This is a genomic window from Methanosarcina sp. WH1 (genome assembly GCF_000970005.1).
In the GTDB taxonomy this organism is placed as follows: Archaea; Halobacteriota; Methanosarcinia; order Methanosarcinales; family Methanosarcinaceae; genus Methanosarcina.
Map to the genome: position 1 here is coordinate 106,581 of NZ_CP009504.1, position 19,596 is coordinate 126,176.

Consider the following 19,596-nt stretch of genomic DNA (forward strand, 5'->3'; position numbering starts at 1 on the left):
AAATTAATTAAAAAAGGTCTAAAGATGTCAGACTCTGCTTCAAACACGGAAGATCTTATCCAAATCGAAATCTTTCCCAGTAGAATCCTGTCTCCTGAAACCGCTCAGAAGCTTATTACTGAGCTCTATCGGATTGACGGGATAATCCGCGTTATGGTCCAGGGCTCGAGACTCCCCGAAAGGGTGTCTGCAGGCCCGGGGACCGGGGAAAAGGTGGAACACCCCCTAAGGAAACCTATTCAGATCGGAGATCAGGTTATTGAACTTAAGATCAGTGTAGGTAGGATCAGGCTTGAAATCTCAAATGCCGAAACTAAAGAAGAGGTCAGGTCAGTATGCGATAAAGTGCTCCCGTTCGCTTTTGAATTCAGGGAAGGACACTTTTTCAGGAGAACGCCTACTGTGACTGACTATGCTAAATTTGGTCCTAATTCAGACCCTTGCTTGCTTGGTATGGTTGATGCTAAAGCAAAAATCGACCAGCTCGTCTTCATCGAGAAACAAGAGAAGAAGCAAGAGAAAGACGATGGCAAAGATCAAGATGAGTGAATAGATATGATGATCGATCGGGAAACCCAGGTAGTTGACTGCCGATGCGGCGGAGGACTTGGCAAAGGAGGAGGGCTTGCTCAAAGAGGCACTCTTTCGGAAGCCGGTCGTGCCGATGTGGTAGCTATTGCTATGAGCCCCGGCCAGAGGCATATCACAAAACCAGTATGCGAGATTACATACGGAATGAGGAAGGAAAACATTCAGGTGAGTGTACTTGTACTTTACTCAGGTTCAGGGATTCCCGAATCAGGCATGAGGACAGGGTCATTTGTACTGAGTCCGGTAGAAGTCGCACAGATTGAAATGCACAAGCTGGCTGTTATTCACCTCGGAAATATTAAGGACCATGTAATTAGAAAAACCAGGGAGATCCTGAGCCAGGCTGATATCCCGGCAATTGTTGTCAGCCAGATTCCGGTGGATTTTGAGGATTTTGCAGAAGCAGGGATAAAGACGAGATTAGTGATGCCAAAGGATGAAAATATTCGTACCAAGGGAATTGTAATGGATATGGTAAGTGGAGTTACACGTGGTGACTTCTGTCCTAGGGATAAACTAAATTCAATAGTAAAATACGTCAAGACAACATTAGACCAGTTAGAAAATCATAAAGGAGTTGCATGAGATGGCATACGAACCACAGTTTTATCCAGGCGCTACATCAGTTGGCGCTAACCGAAGAAAACACATGTCCGGGAAACTTGAGAAGCTCAGGGAGATTTCAGACGAAGACTTAACTGCAATCCTCGGACACCGTGCACCAGGGAGCGACTACCCAAGTACCCACCCACCACTCGCAGAGATGGGAGAGCCCGCATGCTCGGTCCGCGAGCTTGTAGCAGCAACACCCGGCGCAGCAGCAGGAGACAGAGTCAGATACGTCCAGTTTTCTGATTCCATGTACAACGCTCCGGCTACCCCATACTTCAGATCATACTTCGCAGCAATCAACTTCAGAGGTGTAGACCCAGGTACCCTTTCCGGTCGTCAGATTGTTGAAGCCCGTGAAAGAGACATGGAACAGTGCGCAAAAGTTCAGATGGAAACCGAAATGAGCTGCCCAGCCCTTTCCGGTATGCGTGGCGCAACTGTGCACGGTCACTCTGTCCGTCTTCAGGAAGACGGCGTAATGTTCGACATGCTTGACAGGAGGAGACTCGAAAACGGCACCATCATCATGGACAAGGACCAGGTTGCAATTCCACTCGACAGGAAAGTAGACCTCGGCAAGCCAATGTCTGATGAAGAAGCCGCAAAGAGAACCACCATTTACCGTGTGGACAATGTAGCCTTCAGGGACGATACAGAAGTCATTGAATGGATACACAGAGTATTTGATCAGAGGACCAGCTTCGGATTCCAGCCGAAATGAGGTGACCACAATGTCAGCAGATATTTTCTCAAAATTCAAAAAGTCAATGGAAGTCAAGTTCACACAGGAATTCGGTTCAAACCAGCAGTCCACAACGGACATCACTGGCAAGACCGAGAAGTTCCTGAGGCTTGGACCTGCACAGGACGCAAGAAAGGCCGAAATGATTAAGGCCGGAAAAGAAATCGCAGAGAAGAGAGGCCTTGTAGGCTACAACCCGATGATGCACACCGGTGCACCCCTCGGTCAGCGTGCAATCACTCCTTACACCATCTCTGGCACTGACATTGTCTGTGAGCCAGATGACCTGCACTACGTCAACAACTCTGCAATGCAGCAGATGTGGGATGACATCAGGAGAACCTGTATTGTCGGTCTTGACATGGCTCACGAGACACTCGAGAAGAGGCTGGGTAAGGAAGTTACTCCTGAAACCATCAACCACTATCTTGAGACCCTCAACCACGCCATGCCCGGTGCAGCAGTGGTTCAGGAAATGATGATCGAAACCCACCCTGCCCTTGTTGACGACTGCTATGTAAAGGTCTTCACCGGTGACGACGAGCTTGCAGATGAAATCGACAAGCAGTACGTAATCAACATCAACAAGATGTTCAATGAAGAGCAGGCTGCCCAGCTTAAGGCCTCCATCGGCAAGACCACCTGGCAGGCAATCCACATCCCAACAATTGTCTCCAGGACAACTGATGGTGCCCAGACCTCCAGGTGGGCTGCAATGCAGATCGGTATGTCTTTCATCTCCGCATACAACATGTGTGCTGGTGAAGCAGCCGTCGCTGACCTGTCCTTCGCTGCAAAGCACGCATCTCTGGTTTCCATGGGTGAAATGCTCCCTGCAAGGCGTGCACGTGGTCCTAACGAGCCCGGTGGACTTTCCTTCGGTCACATGGCAGATATCATCCAGACCAGCCGTGTAAAAGCAGAAGATCCCGCAAAGGTTTCCCTTGAGGTAGTCGGTGCTGGATGTATGCTCTACGACCAGATCTGGCTCGGATCCTACATGTCCGGTGGTGTCGGTTTCACTCAGTATGCAACAGCTGCATACACCGATGATGTCCTCGACAACAACACATACTATGACGTTGACTACATCAACGACAAGTACAATGGTGCAGCAGAAGTGGGCCAGCCGACCGTAAAGGCCAGCCTCGATGTCGTAAAGGACATCGCAACCGAGTCCACAATCTACGGTATCGAGACCTACGAGAAGTTCCCAACCGCCCTTGAAGACCACTTCGGTGGTTCCCAGAGAGCAACCGTGCTCGCAGCTGCATCCGGTGTTGCATGTGCTCTTGCAACCGGAAACGGAAACGCCGGTCTCTCAGGCTGGTACCTCTCCATGTATGTCCACAAGGAAGCATGGGGCCGTCTCGGCTTCTTCGGATTCGACCTGCAGGACCAGTGCGGTGCAACCAACATCTGTACCTACCAGGGTGACGAAGGTCTCGCAGGCGAACTGCGTGGTCCAAACTACCCCAACTATGCAATGAACGTCGGTCACCAGGGTGGCTACGGTGGTATCGCTTCCGCAGCTCACTCGACCCGCGGAGACGCATTCGCTGTCAACCCGCTGATCAAGGTCTGCTTCGCCGACGATCTCCTGCCCTTCGACTTTACCGCACCCAGGAGAGAATTTGGCCGCGGTGCCATCAGAGAGTTTGTGCCTGCTGGTGAGAGATCCCTCATCATCCCGGCAAAGTAAACTCAATAAATTAAACACTTTAAAACAGAGTAGGCCTTCGGGCCTGCTTTTTTCTCTTTTTCCCGAATTGCACTTCGCCCGAATTGCGCTTTGGGATCTCAGGAAATCGGAGATTTTCTGGGAGTTGCACTGCAAGTGCAACAGTATACGGTTCTTTTCGCTACACTCAAGAGGGCGATTTTACGGGAAGTTGCTTCTTTTCGTTCATTCAAAAAATGTAGATGTGTTGACAGTATTCTTTCCATTCCAAATTCATATAATCCTCCTTCAAATCACGACAACTTTTTTGCCTAACTTGTTTGCAGCTTCCACAAATTCTATTGTGTCCACACCAGGAAATGTATCTATAATACAAATATCAAATTTTTCATCTAAACAATTCGCTAATTCTCTGATATCCATACTATAAACTTCAAATTTGTCTCCAGATGCTATTAATTCTTCTTCACTGCCTGAAAATTTGACTGGAAATCCATTTGCTTCCAAATTAATCAAAGTAGTCTCTATTGCAGGATTCCATATATCATTAAAAACAACTTTCTGCACTCCGGCTTTAAGGCATGCGATTCCTAAAGTCCCGGGACCACAAGTACAATCAAGAACAGTAGGTCTATCATAATCTTTCAAAGCTTTTTCAAGTATCTCTATTTTCGGTGAGTTTACCTGTGGAAACTCTATATGAATTTCACGCTGATATTTGTATATTCCTAAAGCCCCATAAGGAGTCTGTATAATATCACATCTCAAATCGCATCCAGCAAGAAGTTCATATACATGAGAATCAGAATCAGAGTCTTTTATACCCACAGTTTTTCTTATATCTCCCTTTAAAACCCCTTTAACTTCCCCTACTTCTTTTACAATTTTTTCAGCGCATCTTTTATCCATTTCTTTAGATAATATTACCAAAGAATCCTCAGGCAAATAGGGAACAGAATTAGTCGGATAGCCAGGAGTCACAAGAGGAACACATGCATTCCTTAAATTAGCTTTTTTTTCTTTTATTCCTTCATCGATCATTACTTTTAGTACGTGAGACATTACAATATCAAGTTGCCTCTTCCTGCATTTACAACTTCCAAAATGGGAATCTATTTCATCTAAGTTAATCTGTTCTGCCAGGGGAGAGAATTTCCTTATTTTTTCTGTTTTGCAATCGTTGCATGGTTTGTAGAATAATTCAATGTCTTTTAGTGCTTCCGAAATAGGCCTTATACACGACGTATCTCCACACCTACACCTTATTTCCATATGGTTAAATATGGATATTTTGTATAAAAGTTATGCCATCCTTATTATTCCTGAATTTTGGTTCAGATTCATTTACAAGGTAAATGATTTCTTTGACCGATTGGAGGTTAATTCAAAAAAGAAAATACTGAAAGTCTGAGGATTTCTCTCATGATCAGTTATTAAAGTTAAATAAAATCTGTTTAATCCGCATCTAATCTGCATCTAATCTATGTCTAATCTGCATTTAGAAATCTAGATTGTATTTTCAACTTATTCTTCTTCAGTCTGGTCAATTTTTACTCCAAGCCTGGACATATCTTTAAAGAAGTCCGGGTAAGAGATCGCTACGGACTCGGTTGTGTCAATTGTTGTATTTCCTGCTACCATCCCTGCAAGTGCAAGAGACATAACAATCCTGTGGTCATCCCAGCCGTGGACTGCTGCCCCTTTTAGTTCTCCCCCGGTGATGGTCAGGCTGTCTTTTTCTTCCTTAAGCCGGACTCCAAGTTTCGGGAGTTCAATTGCAAGGGCGCGAAGCCTATCGGTTTCCTTGTAGCGGACATGCTCGGCATTTTCTATCCTGCTCACCCCTTCGGCAACCGAAGCCAGGACAGCAACAGTCGGGACAAGGTCAGGGGTTGCTCCGGCATCAAAGGTAATGGCTTTTAATTTTCGTCCTCCCCTGACGGTCACAGTACCGGCTTCTCTGTCCCATTCGATGTCTGCTCCCATCTGTTTAAGGGTTTCAATAATTACTCTGTCTCCCTGTTTTGAGGGGAAGAGGTTTTTAACCGTAATTTCGGACCCCTCGGTCATGGCTGCAGCTGCAAGCAGGTAGGAAGCAGAGGAAAAATCACCTGGGATGGTATATTCTTTGAGATTATATTTCTGTTTTCCAGGGATGATGAATCTGATACCGTTATTATCATCTGTATGGATTTTGACTCCTGCCAGTTCGAGCATTTCCAGGGTCACGTCAACATAGGGCTTTGATTTTAGCTCTCCGACGATTGAGAGGGTGGTGCTGTTTTTAGCCAGGGGGCAGGCTATAAGGAGGGCAGAGATAAATTGGGAGCTGATAGAACCGTCAATTTTCACAATAGCCCCCCCAAGCCCCCCTTTAACCACAATTGGAGCTCTTTCGTTTCCGCGAGTCGAGAAAGCTTTTACTCCCAGCCTGTTAAGGACCTCAAGGAGAGGACCATTAGGCCTTGTACGAAGGGAAGCATCTCCAGTAATTACGGTGATCCCTTCAGTGAGGGCTGCAATTGCCGTCATGAAGCGGAGGGTTGTCCCGGAGTTTGCGGCATCAATTACATCGTCCGGAACCCTGGGCTTTCCATTCACTCCCTGGATGAAGAGGTCATCTCCCTTCTGTTCTATGGACGCTCCGAACATCCTGGAGGCATGAATGGTAGCGAGAGTGTCAGTGGAAAGCAGGGGGCGGTGGATAACTGCTCCTTTAGATAGGGCTGCCAGGGTTATGGCTCTGTGAGTATAACTCTTTGAAGGGGGTGCAAAGACTTCCCCTTTAATTGATGATTTATTGATCGAAACACGCATTTACAACAGGACTCCGGGTTTTTCTACTGTTTATTTTATACTGTTTTTTCTGACATTTAAATGGAATATTTATAGGAAGAAGCGTAAAACCCATGAAATCTTAATTTCATGGGATATAAACATCAACTTCCTCAACATTATTTTTGATCTGCGTTGCCTTCATATGTGCCATCGTCTAATATTTTATTAGATAAAGATATGTGAAAATCAAGCAACCTTTTTCCAAAAGTTTACCATCAGGTTCGATAGGTCTTGAATAAATCCACTGTACCAGGTTCGTATTCATGTAAAGCTGAAACGGATGAATGGACAGAACTCAGTAGGGATGTTATAGCCCGAATTAACGCTCATGGAGATGCCGATGGTCTTCTATGAAGTGAGAATCCGCTAAGTCTTTAGCTTAGGGGTAGTTCACTCTGATATCCTCGTAATACTTACTCTTATAAAGTTTTTCTATCTCAATTCGTATAATTTGAGATTCAGTACACGCCTTTCACAATATTTTCTACCATGTCCCAATCGTGGTCGTAGACATGGGCTGAAATACTGACCGTGGTGATTGTTCCCGGCTCCACTCCTACTCTTCCGGCAACGTATTCAAGGAGTTTCGAGAGCCCGTAAAGGTTTGCAGGGTAGGCTCCTCCGAAGTCGTGGCTCCTGAAGAGGGTTGTGAGGTGGACTTTTCCGTCCCTGATCTTGAAATCGTCAAGGATCATGCAGGGGACTTCATTGACTTTCGTGTCCACGGGCGGAATCCAGGTGACAGCTGTAGCCCGACGGGAAGTGGGGCTTTCCTGAAGTTTCTCGATTACGTATTCGATCTGGTCTACTTCTTCATTCCAGTTTCTGAGGCGCTGCCCGTAGGTGTACTCAAAGTCCTGTGCATTTTCGCCCGAGATTAGCTGTTTTGCATACTCTTCGAGCCTTTCTTCGTTCCAGGCGGTATCTTTGGGAATTCTGTCCGTATAGGGGTTTTCGATTACCACCATCAAGTCCATGAATTCCCTTATCTGGCTTCCCCTTTCGTCGGTAATTACCTGCCCGTGGTTCCAGATGATGTTAAGCCCGCGGTACCATGCATCAGAGATGTTTTTTGCTCTGATGATCCTGCCAATCTCAAACTTGTCTTCCATAGAAAATCCCCCAATCAGGTTAAGATAGGGTATTGATAATCATCATAATAATTTATTATTGACTATTCGTCCTTTCCACTTTATCTATCACTTTCTTTTATAAGTGCTTTTTCTCCTGCGAAGTCTTAATATTCTTTGTGCAATCTGATAACATATAGCATGCATAATTTAAAAAAATACCGGACAAGCTTTCAGAGAGAAAATGAGGCAGAAAACGAGATTAAGAAATAAGATCGGAAAAATGAATAAATTATTCAAGAGGTCAAGAAAAAGCAAAAAGTAAAAAAGAGATTTTGAGGGTTTTAGAATCTCATTGCCCTCAGGCGCTTTACACGCTCATCGGTTACCGGGTGGGTTCTGAAGAGAGACTGGAGCACTCCACCCTTGAGGGGGTTTACAATAAACATATGTGCGGTAGTCTCTTTTGCCTGTACGTCCCTGATGCTCGGCTGGAAGTGAGAGTTTCCGTATTCCAGTTTTTCCAGGGCATTTGCAAGTGCCCAGGGTTTTTTGCACATCCTGGCGCCCTCGTAATCTGCAGCAAACTCCCTTGAACGGGAGATTGCAAGCTGGATCAGGGTTGCAGCCAGTGGGGCAAGCACAGCCATTACGATAAAGCCTACTATTCCACCGTTGTCGTCATCCCTGCCGCCAAAGCCGCCAAAGATTGCAGCCCAGCGGGCCCAAGTAGCCAGCATTGTGATGACTCCGGCAATTGTTGCAGCCACTGCACTGATAAGGGTATCGCGATTTTTGACGTGAGCCAGCTCATGGGCCAGCACCCCTTCGATCTCTTCATTCGAGAGCAGGTTGAGAATTCCGGTCGTAACAGCCACCGCTGCATGCTTTGGGTTCCTGCCTGTTGCAAACGCATTCGGCATCCCGGACTCAACGATATAAACCTTAGGTTTCGGAAGTCCTCCCTTCATTGCAAGGTCGCTCACGATCTTGTGCAGGTTTGGAGACTCCGCCGGAGTAACCTCCCTTGCCCTGTACATTTTCAGCACGATCGTATCGCTGTACCAGTAACTCCCAAAGTTTATGACGACCGCAAACAAGAATGCGATGATCATCCCGCCCGTCCCACCGAAGTAGTTTCCGATAAGGACCAGAAGCCCTGTAAGGGAAGCAAGCAGAATTGTGGTTTTAAACATGTTCTTCATGACTTCTCACACGACATCCTCCCAGGCTAACGTCTGGGTTTTCAGTCTTTTGATTTATCTGTCTTTGTTTCTTTCTATAAGTTAGATCAGGTAGAACCAATAGTATATACTCTGATTGCATATATATATTTTTTATCTTCCATATGGCAGATTTTCCGTTTTGTATCATTTACCATTTCTATTTTATCTAAAAAAGCCCTTAAATTCTATAAAGTGGAAAATTTATTTCCTAGATTGGAAGTTCAATTTTTATATAAAAAGTATTATCCTGCCTTCTGCTGCAATCCCCATATTTTAAATTCGCAGCAGCCTTTTAAATATCTGTTTGGGGATATTTATAATTGGCATGTTTTTGGATGCGATTTTAGTTTGATTTCAAACTAATGAGTGAGTTTCGTGTATATATATTTATTGAAATAAATTTTACTAAATTAGTTTCAATGAAAATGAATGAAGCTTAGATTTTGCCATTACTGCAGTTGCTTGTACTGTAGTTGCCATTAATAAAGATCTTTGATTCTTTATTACAGTTTCAATAAGTTACATGTTTATGCTTAACTTCCAAACGAATCAGAAGTATGATGCTTCTTGTGAGACGAATGCCCAATATTCAGATCACTCCATCTTCAAAATAATCCGTATCCATTTTTTTAACATCATAAGACTTTACTTTCGAAACTCCTACTCCATATTCAATCATCAGCCTTGCAAGCATTTCTCCCTCAATCAATACAATATTCCCTGTAAAGTCGGCATATTCAATAGCCTCTTTTGAAAAACTTGAAGTCGTTATAAAAACTCCTTTTTTCGCCTTTTTCCCGATCAGGGCTCCGGCAAATTTCTGGATTTCAGGTCTTGCGACTGTTCCTTCCCATCTTTTTGCCTGTATGTAGATGACATCAAGCCCAAGTCTATCTTCTTTTATGATGCCGTCGATTCCACCATCATGACTTTTGCCAACCGCTTGCCAACCGCTTTCCTGGCATCAGCTCTTGAACCACCGTATCCCATTTTTGTTAGGACATCAACGACCAGTGATTCAAAGAATCTGGCTGAGCATTTTTTTATGATCGAGAGAATTTCGGAAACGAGTTCGTTGTGAAGTTTCTGGTATGCGATTTCGAGGGACTCTTCAGGATCAAGATCTTTTTTTCGTTCTATTTCAGGAACATCTGGCTTATCGATCACAGGCTGTTTATCTTTGTTGTAAAATCCGTTAAACTCTTCGTATCGCTTCAAAAAATTGACATCAATGGAAGGAGGTTTCTCTCTCAGAACATCCAATCCTCTCCGGGTAATAGAAAAATATCCCTTTTTTCCGGAATTCAATAGTCCAGCTTTTTTCAGATAAGTGCTAGCCCATCCTACTCTGTTCTTAAAAATAACCTGCTGGCCGCTTGGCAGAAGCTCATTTCTTTCCTCTTCACTTAGCCTGAATTCTTCGGCTAGCTTTTCTACCGCATCGCGGATTCTATGCTCTTTTCCGTCTCCTGCATATTTTAGCAAAGGAAGCATTACGGATTGATAATCTGGAATTACCATTAGATCACTCAAAAGGCTATATTATTTCATTAAAAACTTTGAGTGTCTGTCTTGTTATAGTTTGTTATTTTGTTATGTGTATCTCAATTTCGTACTCCACCCTCACCAGTCCGCTCTCATACCTCTCCGTATTAATCAACTTGAGCCCGATTTCCTTTTGAATCTGGTCAAACAGTGGAATCCCACTTCCAAGAATAACCGGAACAAAGAAAACAATCAAATCCTGCACAAGGTCTTCTTCGAGAAACACCTTGATAAGCTGTGAACCGCCGACGAGCCAGATATCCTCCTCAGTATTTTCCTTTAGCTGGCGCGCAAACTCCCCGATGTCTCCGGAAATAAATTCTATGTTTTTTTCGCGGCGCAGGAGCTCTTCTTGTCTTGTAAAAACATACGCTTTCTTCTCTCCGTAAGGCCAGTCTCCGAAGCCCAATACCTGTTCGTAGGTTTTTCTGCCCATAAGGACCGTGCCGATCGAGGAGTAAAATTCGGAATAGCCGTAGTCGGTTCCAGGGTTTTTTTCGTATTCTGTTAGCCAGTCTATGCTGCCGTTTTCCCGGGCTATGAAGCCGTCGAGGCTGCAGGCTATGTAAAGCTTTATTCTGGGCTTGTTTCCTTTCATTTTCTTGCCCCTCATTTAGTGATATATTATGGTTTTATGTTGATTTCTCTTATTATTTATTGTTCCATTTCTGTTGTTGTACGGCTCAGACCGTTCGCTTGCGAACGGGAAAAGACAGACGGGAATAAGCTATTCCCGCAGTATGGGTGAAGTTTTTGGTCTGTTTTTTGCTTGCTTTTTACCGGATTAAGCCGGGAAATACAGGATCTTTCTCATGGTGGTCTTTTATGAAAGACCAGAATATGGCAAAATTAGTATTCTATATAAGACTAAATTTTAAGTAAAATGGTCTCCTATAGAAGACCATGGAAAAAAAGGAGCTTTTCAAATACCTCATAAAGGAGTTCCACGAAAGAAAGCTCCCTGAAATTTATCCCCGTGCCCTTGAAATTCCGGAAACCCGGATGATTGTAAGTCTGATAGGGGCAAGGCGGATAGGAAAGACTTCTTACTTTTTCCAGATGGTAGGGGAACTGGAAAAGAAGGTGGGGAGAGGACGGATTCTTTACATCAACTTCGAGGACGAGAGGATTCTGCCGCTGGATGTTAAGGACTTGAACTCAATCCTTGAAGCCTATTATGAACTCTACCCTGAAAATGTGGATCGGGAGCTATATCTCTTTTTTGATGAGGTGCAGAATGTTCCGGGCTGGGAAGTCTATGTGCGCAGGCTCTATGATAGGGGGGATTTGAAGCTCTTTTTGACGGGATCGAGTTCGAAGATGCTCTCTAAGGAGCTTGCAACAAGCCTCAGAGGCCGGACTCTTTCTTTTTACCTCTATCCCCTGGATTTCCGGGAGTATCTTGCTTTCCGGGGAGTTGAGCCTGTTCGGGATTTTGAGTACTCTAAGCAGCGTTTTGAACTCAAGAAGCTTTTTGAGGAATATCTCTATGAAGGGGGCTTTCCCGAAGTCGTGCTCGAAGCCCCGGAACTCCGGAAGAAGATTCTTCAGGATTACTTTGAAATGATGATCTATAGGGATCTTGTGGAACGCTTCTCTATCCGGAACACCACCCTGCTCAAAGCTCTCACAAAATACTTGGTTACAAACATCGGGAATCCTTTCAGTGTAACTTCCTATTACAAAGCGATAAAGCAGGATCAGGAAGTCTCAAAAGGCACAATTCTGGGATACCTTTCCCACCTTGAAGATATCTCTCTGGTTTATTTTCTGCCCCTCTTCAGCTACTCGTTAAAGGCACAGGCAATAAATCCGAAAAAGGTTTACTGTCTCGATAATGGACTTCGAAACGCCGTGTCTTTTACCTTTTCAAAGGACGAAGGCAGGCTTGCCGAAAACCTGGTTTTCCTTGAGCTCATGCGCCGGGAAAAAGAGGTATATTACTGGAAAAACGGGGGTGAGGTAGATTTTGTGGTGAAGGGAGATGACGATTCGTTGACTGTAATCAATGTCACGTACAGCGACAGTATTGCTGAAAGAGAGGTCAGTGCCCTCAAGAAGTTCTCTGTGAAGGAGGAATTTGCTTCCCGTATAAAAGAATTCATCCTGCTGACAAAAGATACTGACAAAACCGAAAACGGGATCACATACATTCCGCTCTGGAAGTGGATGCTGGAAAAGTAAACAAATAGGCATTTGGGAGGCAATCATAACCTTTTTACCTTTCCTTCACAAAAACTCCTCCATGTCTCCTATGAATTCCGGCATCCCCCTCAAAATAAATCATTCTACAAGAGACCGTCTCTACTGGAACTTCTTCAACATGATCCCTTTCTTAATAGGTTCCATAGCAATTGCCAGGGATTCGCTCAAATGGGTTGCAGTTTACATCGGAATAGCTCTCTTTTTCTTCCTGGTAATCGAATTTCGCTTTGCCTGTACCCACTGTCGTTACTACATAAGAAGCAAGGGCTACGTAAAGTGCATGATGCTTTCGGGAGTGCCAAAGATTTTCAAAGCCTGTCCCGGACCTCACAGCCCTTTTGAAAAGGCTATGACCGTGCTCGGAGCCCTTCCCATGTTTTTCTTTCCGGTTTACTGGCTGGTCAGGGATCCTCTGCTGCTGGGGGGATATGTTTTTTCCTGGGCGCTGTTCTTTTTGACAGCAAGAAGGTATGAGTGCATTCGCTGCATTAACTTTGAATGCCCTATGAATCGGGTGCCTTCCGGTGTCAAAAAAGAGTTTGAGAACGGGGATAGGCTTTCCGCGAACTTTGAGCCTTCCGGAAAAGGGATTCGAGAGCCAGGTTCAGACCGATGTACTTCCCTACGAACAAAACATGAATTTAAGGACTTTCTCTACTGGAACTTTGTGACCTTTGTTCTTCTCTTTTCGGCGGGGCTTGCAATCGGTATCAGTTCAACAGGGTGGCTTCTTGCCTATATTTTCATAGTTTTTTTCCACTTTAATATTCTGGAACAGCGTTTTTTCTGTACTCATTGTCCTTACTATGGAGGGGAAGGAAAACGGTTGATGTGCATGATGAATTGGGGCTGGCCTAAGCATTTCAGGCACAGGCCGTACCCTCCGGGAAAATTCGAGCTTGTTATCACCACGCTGGGGTTCATAATCGTGATTCTCTTTCCGTTTCCCTGGCTTTTGAAAGAGCCGTTTCTGCTGGGGGCTTACTCCATTTCGATTTTGCTTTTCTTGCTGACAATATGGCGGTATGAGTGCTCTCGCTGTATTTATTTTGGATGCCCTTTTAACAGGGTTCCGGTTGACGTGAGGAAAGAATTTGAACAGGAAAACGCGAGTTGAATGGGGCCGGGACGATTTAAAGGACTGGTAATATACGGTGCAGTACCGTGTTTTTCTTTTTTCTTTTTTCATATCTCTTTTTCATCATTGAACTGGTTTTTTCCTGTCACTCTTGAACTGGTTTTTTCCTGTCACTCAGGTTAAAGTCCCGTAAATTCGATAGCAAGCAGTCCAAATGATTTTTCTTTTTTCCAGGTTGTGTTGTGTTATCCTAAAAATTCTAATTGTTCTCGAATAGATATTTATTTATCATATGACTAGGAAATAGGTTACCGTCTTCCTTACGTGCTGTGCTGAGAATACTTCATAAAATGATAATGAGGTTATTTTCTGAAAACCTTCAGTAAGCCGTAAAAACGTAGAAGTTCTCCAAAAAACAGATTCATTAGCGTTTTCCAATCCCAGTAAATGTATATCTATTTAACAATTGAATATATTTTTATACCATTATGTTTATCCGAACATAACGATTAAACTATAATAAGTCTGTAGGGATTTCTATGCGTGGAAAAATAGGTACGATATTGATACTCTCTCTGCTGGTTCTGGTTGTTGCATCCTGTGGATGTGCAGAAAATACGAATCAACAGGCTGTGCAAAATTCAAGCACTATGCTTCAGAACTCAAACATTGTGCAGATGCCCGATATGTTGGGCAGGCAGCTAACAGTACCGGCGAAAATCTCCTCGGTAGTTGCCACTTCTCCGCCTGCCACTATCCTCGTGTATATGCTTGCGCCGGACAAACTTGCAGGCTGGAATTTCAAAAACAATTTTACCCAACTTTTTATGGATGAAAATTACACAAATCTGTCCGTAATAGGGGGCTGGTTCGGGACCCAGACCGGGAACTATGAAACTATAATCAGCGTGGACCCTGATATTGTAATTGAAGGATACACCACGGACGGACAGATCAATGAAGCCATAGAACGCAGACAAGAAAGTTTCGGCAGCATTCCGGTGGTTGGTATTAATGGCTCTATCATCTTCGTGACACAATCCGATCCTACCATCGAATATGTGGGTAAGTTGCTTGACTGCGAAGCCCAGGCGGAAAAACTGATCGAGTTCCGGAGTTCAATTCTCAACGAGCTCAATAGCACTGTAAAAGATATTCCCGATGATGAAAAAGTACGGGTTTACTATGCTGAGGGGCCGAAAGGTCTGATGACCGATCCCTCAGGTTCTCAGCACTCCCAGGTTATTGATATTTGTGGGGGTATCAATGTTGCCGACTGTCCGTTAACTCCGGGAAGCGGTATGACCCAGGTCTCAATAGAACAGGTCATGGACTGGAACCCCGAGGTAATTCTCACTTCCAATCCGCAGTTTTACGCATCCGTATATTCTGATTCTCTATGGGAAAGCGTGGATGCTGTACGGAACAAAAGGGTATACCTTGCCCCTCAGAATCCTTTCTGCTGGATCGATAGGCCTCAGGGTCCTCACCTCATAATAGGGACTGCCTGGACTGCAAAAATGCTGTATCCTGACCTTTTTGCAGATATGGATCTCTCCGGGCTGACCCGTGAGTTCTACTCGGAATTCTTCCACTACGAGCTTACGGATGAACAACTGAATACGCTCCTGAATCCTGCAGCAGAGGCCTGAAAGTGGACGAAAATGGCAAATCTCCGGTTTTTCCCTATATTGCCGAGCACATCTTTGCTCCCATTTACCCTGTAATAGCGGCTCACATCATTGGTCAAAGCGGGATAAATCAGGGCATGTGCCTGGATCTGGGATGTGGCATTGCCTCCTTGGGAATCGCTGTTGCGGAACTCACGGATATGCAGGTCTATGGGGTTGATTTTTCAACGGAAATGTGCAGGCTTTCAAAGGACAAAGCTCACCGTCACTTCCTTTCAGATAAAGTTGTTCCTTTACAGGCAGATGTCCATCTGCTTCCCTTCAGGGATAACTCCGCATCCCTCATAGTAAGCCGCGGCTCCGTATTTTTCTGGAAAGACCTGCCTGTGGCTTTTAGGGAAATTTCCCGTGTCCTTGCTCCGGGAGGACAGGCATGGATAGGGGGCGGGTTCGGCACAAAGGAATTGAAATTGAAGATCTCTGAAAAAATGGTAGAAATAGACCCGGACTGGCATACCGCTTCAAAAAAGCGCCTTAGCCCGGCAATGATTCGGACCATACGGGAAACCGGGGAACGGACTGAAATCCCCTGCCGGGTGGTTAAGGACGATTCCGGCTTCTGGGTGGTTCTGAACAAGGGAAAGTAATGGAGATTAGGAAAGGAGGTTAAAAAATGCAGTGCAATGTGTGTGAGTTCGGGTGCGAAATCGATGAATACAGCCGGGGTAGGTGTGGGACTTATGTCTGTGCCGGCGATACCATAGTCCAGGACCCTGGGATGGGATACCTTGGAGCATATCCTGTTTCCATAGAAACGATTCCTTTGCTTCATTATTATCCCTCAGGTAAGTTCCTTCAGGTATTCGGCACGGGCTGCAATTTCCAGTGTTCAGGGTGTGTGGCTCGCTTGTTGGCATCGGACAAACCTCTTTCCCGTTCCACCTTAATTCCCTCTCAGGTCGTGGAAAGAGCCCTGCAGCAGGATTGTCTTGGCGTGGTTTCCACACTGAATGAGCCTGCTGCAAATTATTACCTGTTCAGGGACCTAGCAGTGCAGGCAAAAGAACAGGGTTTGCTCGCAGGCTGTTCCACAAACTGCTATTTCACAGAAGAGACTTTGAACAAGCTCGGGCAGCTTGTGGATTTCATGAATGTCGGAATCAAAGGTTATTCTGACAAAAGTTACATAAGCTGCGGAGTCCCTTCATCAGCTCCCGTTTTCCGCAATATTTCCCGACTTTTTGACATGGGAGTGCATGTTGAAACTTCGGTTGTTTATTCATGGGGAAATGAAACCGACGTGATAAAGGTTGCAGAAATGGTGTCCGACATCTCCCCCACCATTCCGGTTCAGGTCATGAGATTCATTCCCTTCGGGGATGCTCCTATTGAGCTTGAACCCTCTGTAGGAGAGGCGGAGAGCCTGTGCGCTGATTTGCGTAAGTATGTGGATTATGTTTATCTCTTCAATTCTCCGGGTACGGAACTATTGAATACTTACTGTCCGGAATGCGGCAGTCTCCTGACAGAACGGGAGTTTTACGGGCCCATGGGTTCGAGACCAGTAAGGCCCTGGGTAACTTATGCCTGTGATTGTGGGAAGACTGTGTCTGTTAAAGGGACAACTACCGTTGAACGTTTCAATGAGGAAGGCTTCATGGGCGGATACCGGATAAGCCGGGCTTTCGGGATGGTCCATGGAGTACTTACATGTCTGGGAATACTGGACGATTCCAGGTTAATAGATGTCTGGAGAGAAATCTCCGATTCCGGGACCCTTATGCAGGTACACCATATGATCCAGCAGCCTTACGCTTATCTTGATTTTGTCAGGCTAATCGCGGAAAAGGCTAATATGCCGGAAAAAGGAGAAGAGCTTATTTCCTTTATCCGTACACGCCTGGAGCTTGTCAAGGCTCTCGCAGCAAAAAACAGCAATCATAAGGTGTATTACTGCATGGGCTCTCCTCTCTTTGCCCTGAACGCCGGGAGAATGGAAAACAACCTTGTGACATTTTCCGGGGATGTGAGCATCAATAAGCAGCTCCGAAAGGAAGGCAAACCGGGTGTAAATGTTTCTCCTTTCTTTATCAATGAACATAATCCTGACACAATTTTCATCTCCGGTTTCCTTTCTCGCCCTCTAGATGAATTCTATGCCCTCTGCCGGGAATACGGTATACATGCGGATGCTGTAAAACAGCAGCGGATTTATGCAGTCCCACCCTCCTGGGATTTCGGAAGCCCTCGCTGGATACTGGGGCTCATGTACATAGCAGACAAATTGAATCCCGGAAACTCAGGAATCGACCTGAGGAAAGAAGCAGACGAGTTCTACCTGCAGTTTTACGGCATGCCGTTTGAGGAGGCCACGCCTAACAGGTCTTTTCACAGGCCCACTTCCGGGATCTGGCCCAGACATTTTTTGAGGTGCACCCATGCCTGAATGCAAGAATTCCCGCACTGCTCTGGTGTACATGCTTCCCCTCGCCTTACTCATAGGCTCTCTTTTTGTAGGGAGATATCAGATTTCGGTCTTGTCGGTTGTGGATGAGAGTATGAAAGCTTTTTCATCTCTCTTTTTTGGCACCCCTGCTTCGGTTTCTACTCAACACACGGTCCTGTTCAATGTAAGGCTGCCCAGGATACTTGCAGCTTTGCTGGTAGGAACTGCACTTTCCACAGCCGGGGCCTCTTTTCAGGGGATTTTCAGGAATCCCCTTGTCTCTCCCTATATCCTGGGAGTGGGTGCAGGTGCGGGTTTCGGAGCATGCCTGGCAATACTTCTGTGGGATAATTACCTGCTTATACAGTTGATGGCTTTTGCTTTCGGATTGCTGGTGATGTTTCTCGCCATAAGTATGGGGAAAGCCAGTAAAGGTTCGGGAACTCTGGTCTTCGTGCTTTCAGGAATAATCGTGAGCTCTATTTTCACGGCGCTTACCTCACTGGTAAAATACGTTGCAGACCCTTATGATGAACTTCCCACGATAGTATTCTGGCTTATGGGAAGCCTTGCTAATGTCAGGTATGGGGATCTGCTCTACATAATTATGCCCATGTTTGTTGGAGCTCTGGTGCTGTTTCTTCTCAGGTGGAGGATCAATATCCTGGCTCTCGGAGACGAGGAAGCTAAAGCCCTGGGGATGAACGTGGAAAAAATGCGTTTGGTTATCATTGTTTGTGCAACCCTTTTAACTTCAGCAGCAGTCAGCATCAGCGGTGTTATTGGCTGGGTCGGGCTGGTCGTGCCTCATATTTCAAGGATGATAGTTGGTCCCAACTACAGCCGCCTGCTGCCCATGAGCGCGGTCATCGGGGCTTCGTTTATGCTACTTGTGGATGATCTGTCAAGGACGATTGTCGCTACGGAGATTCCCCTGGGAATCCTTACTTCCCTGGTAGGCGCTCCTTTGTTTGCATATCTTATCCGGAGGGGGCGCATGGGATGGAATTGATGCTGGAAGTGAACTCCCTTGCTTTTTCCTATGGAAACGGGCCGGTCTTTGAGAACGTCTCTTTCTCGTTAAAAAAGGGGGAGGTTATGTGCATCCTGGGCCCGAACGGGGCGGGAAAATCCACATTGATCAAGTGCATTGCAGGGATTCTCAAGCCGACTGCCGGAGCTGTCCGAATTCTGGGTAAAGATACGGCTTTTCTCGGGGTAAAGGACATTGCCCGGCATATAGGTTATGTGCCCCAGCAGAATGAGGTGGTGTTTCCTTTTACCGTGCTGGATTTTGTGGTAATGGGCCGGGCTCCTCATCTTTCCGTGTTTGCATCCCCCTGTGCTGAAGATATGGAGCTTGCAAGGGAGTCGCTTGCAGTGGTAGGGCTTTCGGAGCTTGCGGAAAGGCAGGTTGCCAGTCTCAGTGGCGGGCAGGGTCAAATGGTTCTGATAGCCCGGGCTCTTGTCCAGAAGCCTTCTCTGCTTTTACTGGACGAGCCGACTTCCCACCTTGATTTTGGTAACCAGGTCCTTGTGCTGGAAACGGTGCAGCGGCTTGCTGCCCTGGGGATGTCTATTGTGATGAACACCCACATGCCGGACCATGCTTTCCTGGTGGGCAGCAGAGCTGCGGCCCTTTCCGGGGGCAGGCTGGTTGCGCTGGGAGAAGTAGAAAAGGTCGTAACCGGCAAGATGATGTCCTCGGTCTATGGGGTAAAGGTAGCTGTCCGGGAAATTGAAGATATGAAGAGAAAAGTGTGTCTACCCTTACGGGGGAATAATACACTGAACAAACTAAATCAAGACATTGTGAATAAATCAATACAATGAACAAATTTTTGAATAACAGAAAGGGGTACAATCTCCTGAATTTTGCTTTCATGATAAAGGTCTGAACATAGAAAAACAAAAATTAGACTTTAGTGGAG

The 19,596-nt window shown here is 45.6% G+C and carries 17 protein-coding genes and 1 pseudogene; 11 read left to right on the forward strand and 7 right to left on the reverse strand.

Annotated elements, in window-relative coordinates; translation table 11 throughout:
• The first annotated feature begins 24 nt into the window (after window positions 1-24).
• The 4 genes from mcrD to mcrA are packed head-to-tail and all read left to right on the forward strand — an operon-like array spanning window position 25 to window position 3,647.
• Window positions 25-549 carry a methyl-coenzyme M reductase operon protein D gene (gene mcrD, locus MSWH1_RS00465; protein WP_048125104.1) on the forward strand — a complete coding sequence of 175 codons (525 nt, stop codon included), beginning with the start codon at window positions 25-27 and terminating at the stop codon, window positions 547-549.
• A 6-nt stretch (window positions 550-555) separates the two neighbouring features.
• Window positions 556-1,176: a methyl-coenzyme M reductase I operon protein C gene (gene mcrC / locus MSWH1_RS00470; protein ID WP_048125105.1), complete on the forward strand. Its 621-nt coding sequence runs from the start codon at window positions 556-558 to the stop codon at window positions 1,174-1,176.
• A 1-nt stretch (window position 1,177) separates the two neighbouring features.
• The gene (mcrG, locus tag MSWH1_RS00475; RefSeq protein ID WP_048125106.1) at window positions 1,178-1,924 is read left to right on the forward strand and encodes a coenzyme-B sulfoethylthiotransferase subunit gamma; all 747 of its coding nucleotides are present in this window, start codon (window positions 1,178-1,180) and stop codon (window positions 1,922-1,924) included.
• A gap of 10 nt (window positions 1,925-1,934) precedes the next feature.
• A complete protein-coding gene (gene mcrA / locus MSWH1_RS00480; RefSeq protein WP_048125107.1) occupies window positions 1,935-3,647 on the forward strand; it encodes a coenzyme-B sulfoethylthiotransferase subunit alpha in 1,713 nt (570 codons plus the stop codon).
• Between the two features lie 267 nt (window positions 3,648-3,914).
• On the opposite strand, the gene MSWH1_RS00485 is transcribed toward mcrA, so the two are convergent.
• The 7 genes and pseudogenes from MSWH1_RS00485 to MSWH1_RS00515 form a co-directional block, all read right to left on the reverse strand.
• Window positions 3,915-4,898, reverse strand: coding sequence for a 50S ribosomal protein L11 methyltransferase (locus MSWH1_RS00485; RefSeq protein ID WP_048125109.1), 984 nt, complete (start codon window positions 4,896-4,898; stop codon window positions 3,915-3,917).
• A 252-nt stretch (window positions 4,899-5,150) separates the two neighbouring features.
• A complete protein-coding gene (aroA, locus tag MSWH1_RS00490) occupies window positions 5,151-6,443 on the reverse strand; it encodes a 3-phosphoshikimate 1-carboxyvinyltransferase (RefSeq protein WP_048125111.1) in 1,293 nt (430 codons plus the stop codon).
• A 479-nt stretch (window positions 6,444-6,922) separates the two neighbouring features.
• Window positions 6,923-7,576 (reverse strand): thymidylate synthase, encoded by a 654-nt coding sequence (locus MSWH1_RS00495; protein ID WP_048125113.1) that lies wholly within the window; start codon window positions 7,574-7,576, stop codon window positions 6,923-6,925.
• A 302-nt stretch (window positions 7,577-7,878) separates the two neighbouring features.
• The gene (gene htpX / locus MSWH1_RS00500) at window positions 7,879-8,739 is read right to left on the reverse strand and encodes a zinc metalloprotease HtpX (protein WP_048125122.1); all 861 of its coding nucleotides are present in this window, start codon (window positions 8,737-8,739) and stop codon (window positions 7,879-7,881) included.
• 748 nt (window positions 8,740-9,487) lie between these two features.
• A pseudogene (locus MSWH1_RS19780) lies at window positions 9,488-9,676 on the reverse strand (restriction endonuclease); the annotation flags it as partial.
• Complete coding sequence (locus tag MSWH1_RS00510; protein ID WP_231591852.1) at window positions 9,661-10,281, reverse strand: winged helix-turn-helix domain-containing protein; 621 nt, start codon at window positions 10,279-10,281, stop codon at window positions 9,661-9,663. The pseudogene MSWH1_RS19780 and the gene MSWH1_RS00510, both read right to left, overlap by 16 nt.
• A 64-nt stretch (window positions 10,282-10,345) precedes the next feature.
• A complete protein-coding gene (locus MSWH1_RS00515) occupies window positions 10,346-10,903 on the reverse strand; it encodes a dihydrofolate reductase family protein (protein WP_048125127.1) in 558 nt (185 codons plus the stop codon).
• 305 nt (window positions 10,904-11,208) lie between these two features.
• On the opposite strand from MSWH1_RS00515, the gene MSWH1_RS00520 reads away from it, so the two are divergent.
• The 7 genes from MSWH1_RS00520 to MSWH1_RS00550 all read left to right on the forward strand — a co-directional run bounded on the left by MSWH1_RS00520 (window position 11,209) and on the right by MSWH1_RS00550 (window position 19,498).
• Window positions 11,209-12,489 (forward strand): ATP-binding protein, encoded by a 1,281-nt coding sequence (locus MSWH1_RS00520; RefSeq protein WP_048125129.1) that lies wholly within the window; start codon window positions 11,209-11,211, stop codon window positions 12,487-12,489.
• Between the two features lie 61 nt (window positions 12,490-12,550).
• The gene (locus MSWH1_RS00525) at window positions 12,551-13,627 is read left to right on the forward strand and encodes a hypothetical protein (RefSeq protein WP_048125131.1); all 1,077 of its coding nucleotides are present in this window, start codon (window positions 12,551-12,553) and stop codon (window positions 13,625-13,627) included.
• A gap of 500 nt (window positions 13,628-14,127) precedes the next feature.
• Window positions 14,128-15,240, forward strand: coding sequence for an iron ABC transporter substrate-binding protein (locus tag MSWH1_RS00530; protein WP_048125133.1), 1,113 nt, complete (start codon window positions 14,128-14,130; stop codon window positions 15,238-15,240).
• Between the two features lie 2 nt (window positions 15,241-15,242).
• Window positions 15,243-15,866 carry a class I SAM-dependent methyltransferase gene (locus MSWH1_RS00535; RefSeq protein WP_048125135.1) on the forward strand — a complete coding sequence of 208 codons (624 nt, stop codon included), beginning with the start codon at window positions 15,243-15,245 and terminating at the stop codon, window positions 15,864-15,866.
• A 26-nt stretch (window positions 15,867-15,892) separates the two neighbouring features.
• Entirely contained in the window at window positions 15,893-17,665 is a 1,773-nt protein-coding gene (locus MSWH1_RS00540; protein WP_048125137.1) for a radical SAM protein, read from the forward strand.
• Entirely contained in the window at window positions 17,658-18,677 is a 1,020-nt protein-coding gene (locus MSWH1_RS00545) for an iron ABC transporter permease (RefSeq protein ID WP_048125139.1), read from the forward strand. Before MSWH1_RS00540 ends, MSWH1_RS00545 begins: the two co-directional genes overlap by 8 nt.
• Entirely contained in the window at window positions 18,668-19,498 is an 831-nt protein-coding gene (locus MSWH1_RS00550) for an ABC transporter ATP-binding protein (RefSeq protein WP_048125141.1), read from the forward strand. Before MSWH1_RS00545 ends, MSWH1_RS00550 begins: the two co-directional genes overlap by 10 nt.
• The last annotated feature ends 98 nt before the right edge of the window (window positions 19,499-19,596 follow it).

Bases quoted from the DNA above. Each gene is read 5' to 3' on its own strand.
- MSWH1_RS00530 (WP_048125133.1), top strand. From the start codon at position 14,128: ATGCGTGGAAAAATAGGTACGATATTGATACTCTCTCTGCTGGTTCTG.
- MSWH1_RS00525 (WP_048125131.1), top strand. From the start codon at position 12,551: ATGTCTCCTATGAATTCCGGCATCCCCCTCAAAATAAATCATTCTACA.
- MSWH1_RS00520 (WP_048125129.1), top strand. From the start codon at position 11,209: ATGGAAAAAAAGGAGCTTTTCAAATACCTCATAAAGGAGTTCCACGAA.
- mcrA (WP_048125107.1), top strand. From the start codon at position 1,935: ATGTCAGCAGATATTTTCTCAAAATTCAAAAAGTCAATGGAAGTCAAG.
- MSWH1_RS00515 (WP_048125127.1), bottom strand. From the start codon at position 10,903: ATGAAAGGAAACAAGCCCAGAATAAAGCTTTACATAGCCTGCAGCCTC.
- MSWH1_RS00550 (WP_048125141.1), top strand. From the start codon at position 18,668: ATGGAATTGATGCTGGAAGTGAACTCCCTTGCTTTTTCCTATGGAAAC.
- mcrD (WP_048125104.1), top strand. From the start codon at position 25: ATGTCAGACTCTGCTTCAAACACGGAAGATCTTATCCAAATCGAAATC.
- MSWH1_RS00510 (WP_231591852.1), bottom strand. From the start codon at position 10,281: ATGGTAATTCCAGATTATCAATCCGTAATGCTTCCTTTGCTAAAATAT.
- MSWH1_RS00545 (WP_048125139.1), top strand. From the start codon at position 17,658: ATGCCTGAATGCAAGAATTCCCGCACTGCTCTGGTGTACATGCTTCCC.
- aroA (WP_048125111.1), bottom strand. From the start codon at position 6,443: ATGCGTGTTTCGATCAATAAATCATCAATTAAAGGGGAAGTCTTTGCA.
- MSWH1_RS00540 (WP_048125137.1), top strand. From the start codon at position 15,893: ATGCAGTGCAATGTGTGTGAGTTCGGGTGCGAAATCGATGAATACAGC.
- mcrC (WP_048125105.1), top strand. From the start codon at position 556: ATGATGATCGATCGGGAAACCCAGGTAGTTGACTGCCGATGCGGCGGA.
- MSWH1_RS00495 (WP_048125113.1), bottom strand. From the start codon at position 7,576: ATGGAAGACAAGTTTGAGATTGGCAGGATCATCAGAGCAAAAAACATC.
- htpX (WP_048125122.1), bottom strand. From the start codon at position 8,739: ATGAAGAACATGTTTAAAACCACAATTCTGCTTGCTTCCCTTACAGGG.
- mcrG (WP_048125106.1), top strand. From the start codon at position 1,178: ATGGCATACGAACCACAGTTTTATCCAGGCGCTACATCAGTTGGCGCT.
- MSWH1_RS00485 (WP_048125109.1), bottom strand. From the start codon at position 4,898: ATGGAAATAAGGTGTAGGTGTGGAGATACGTCGTGTATAAGGCCTATT.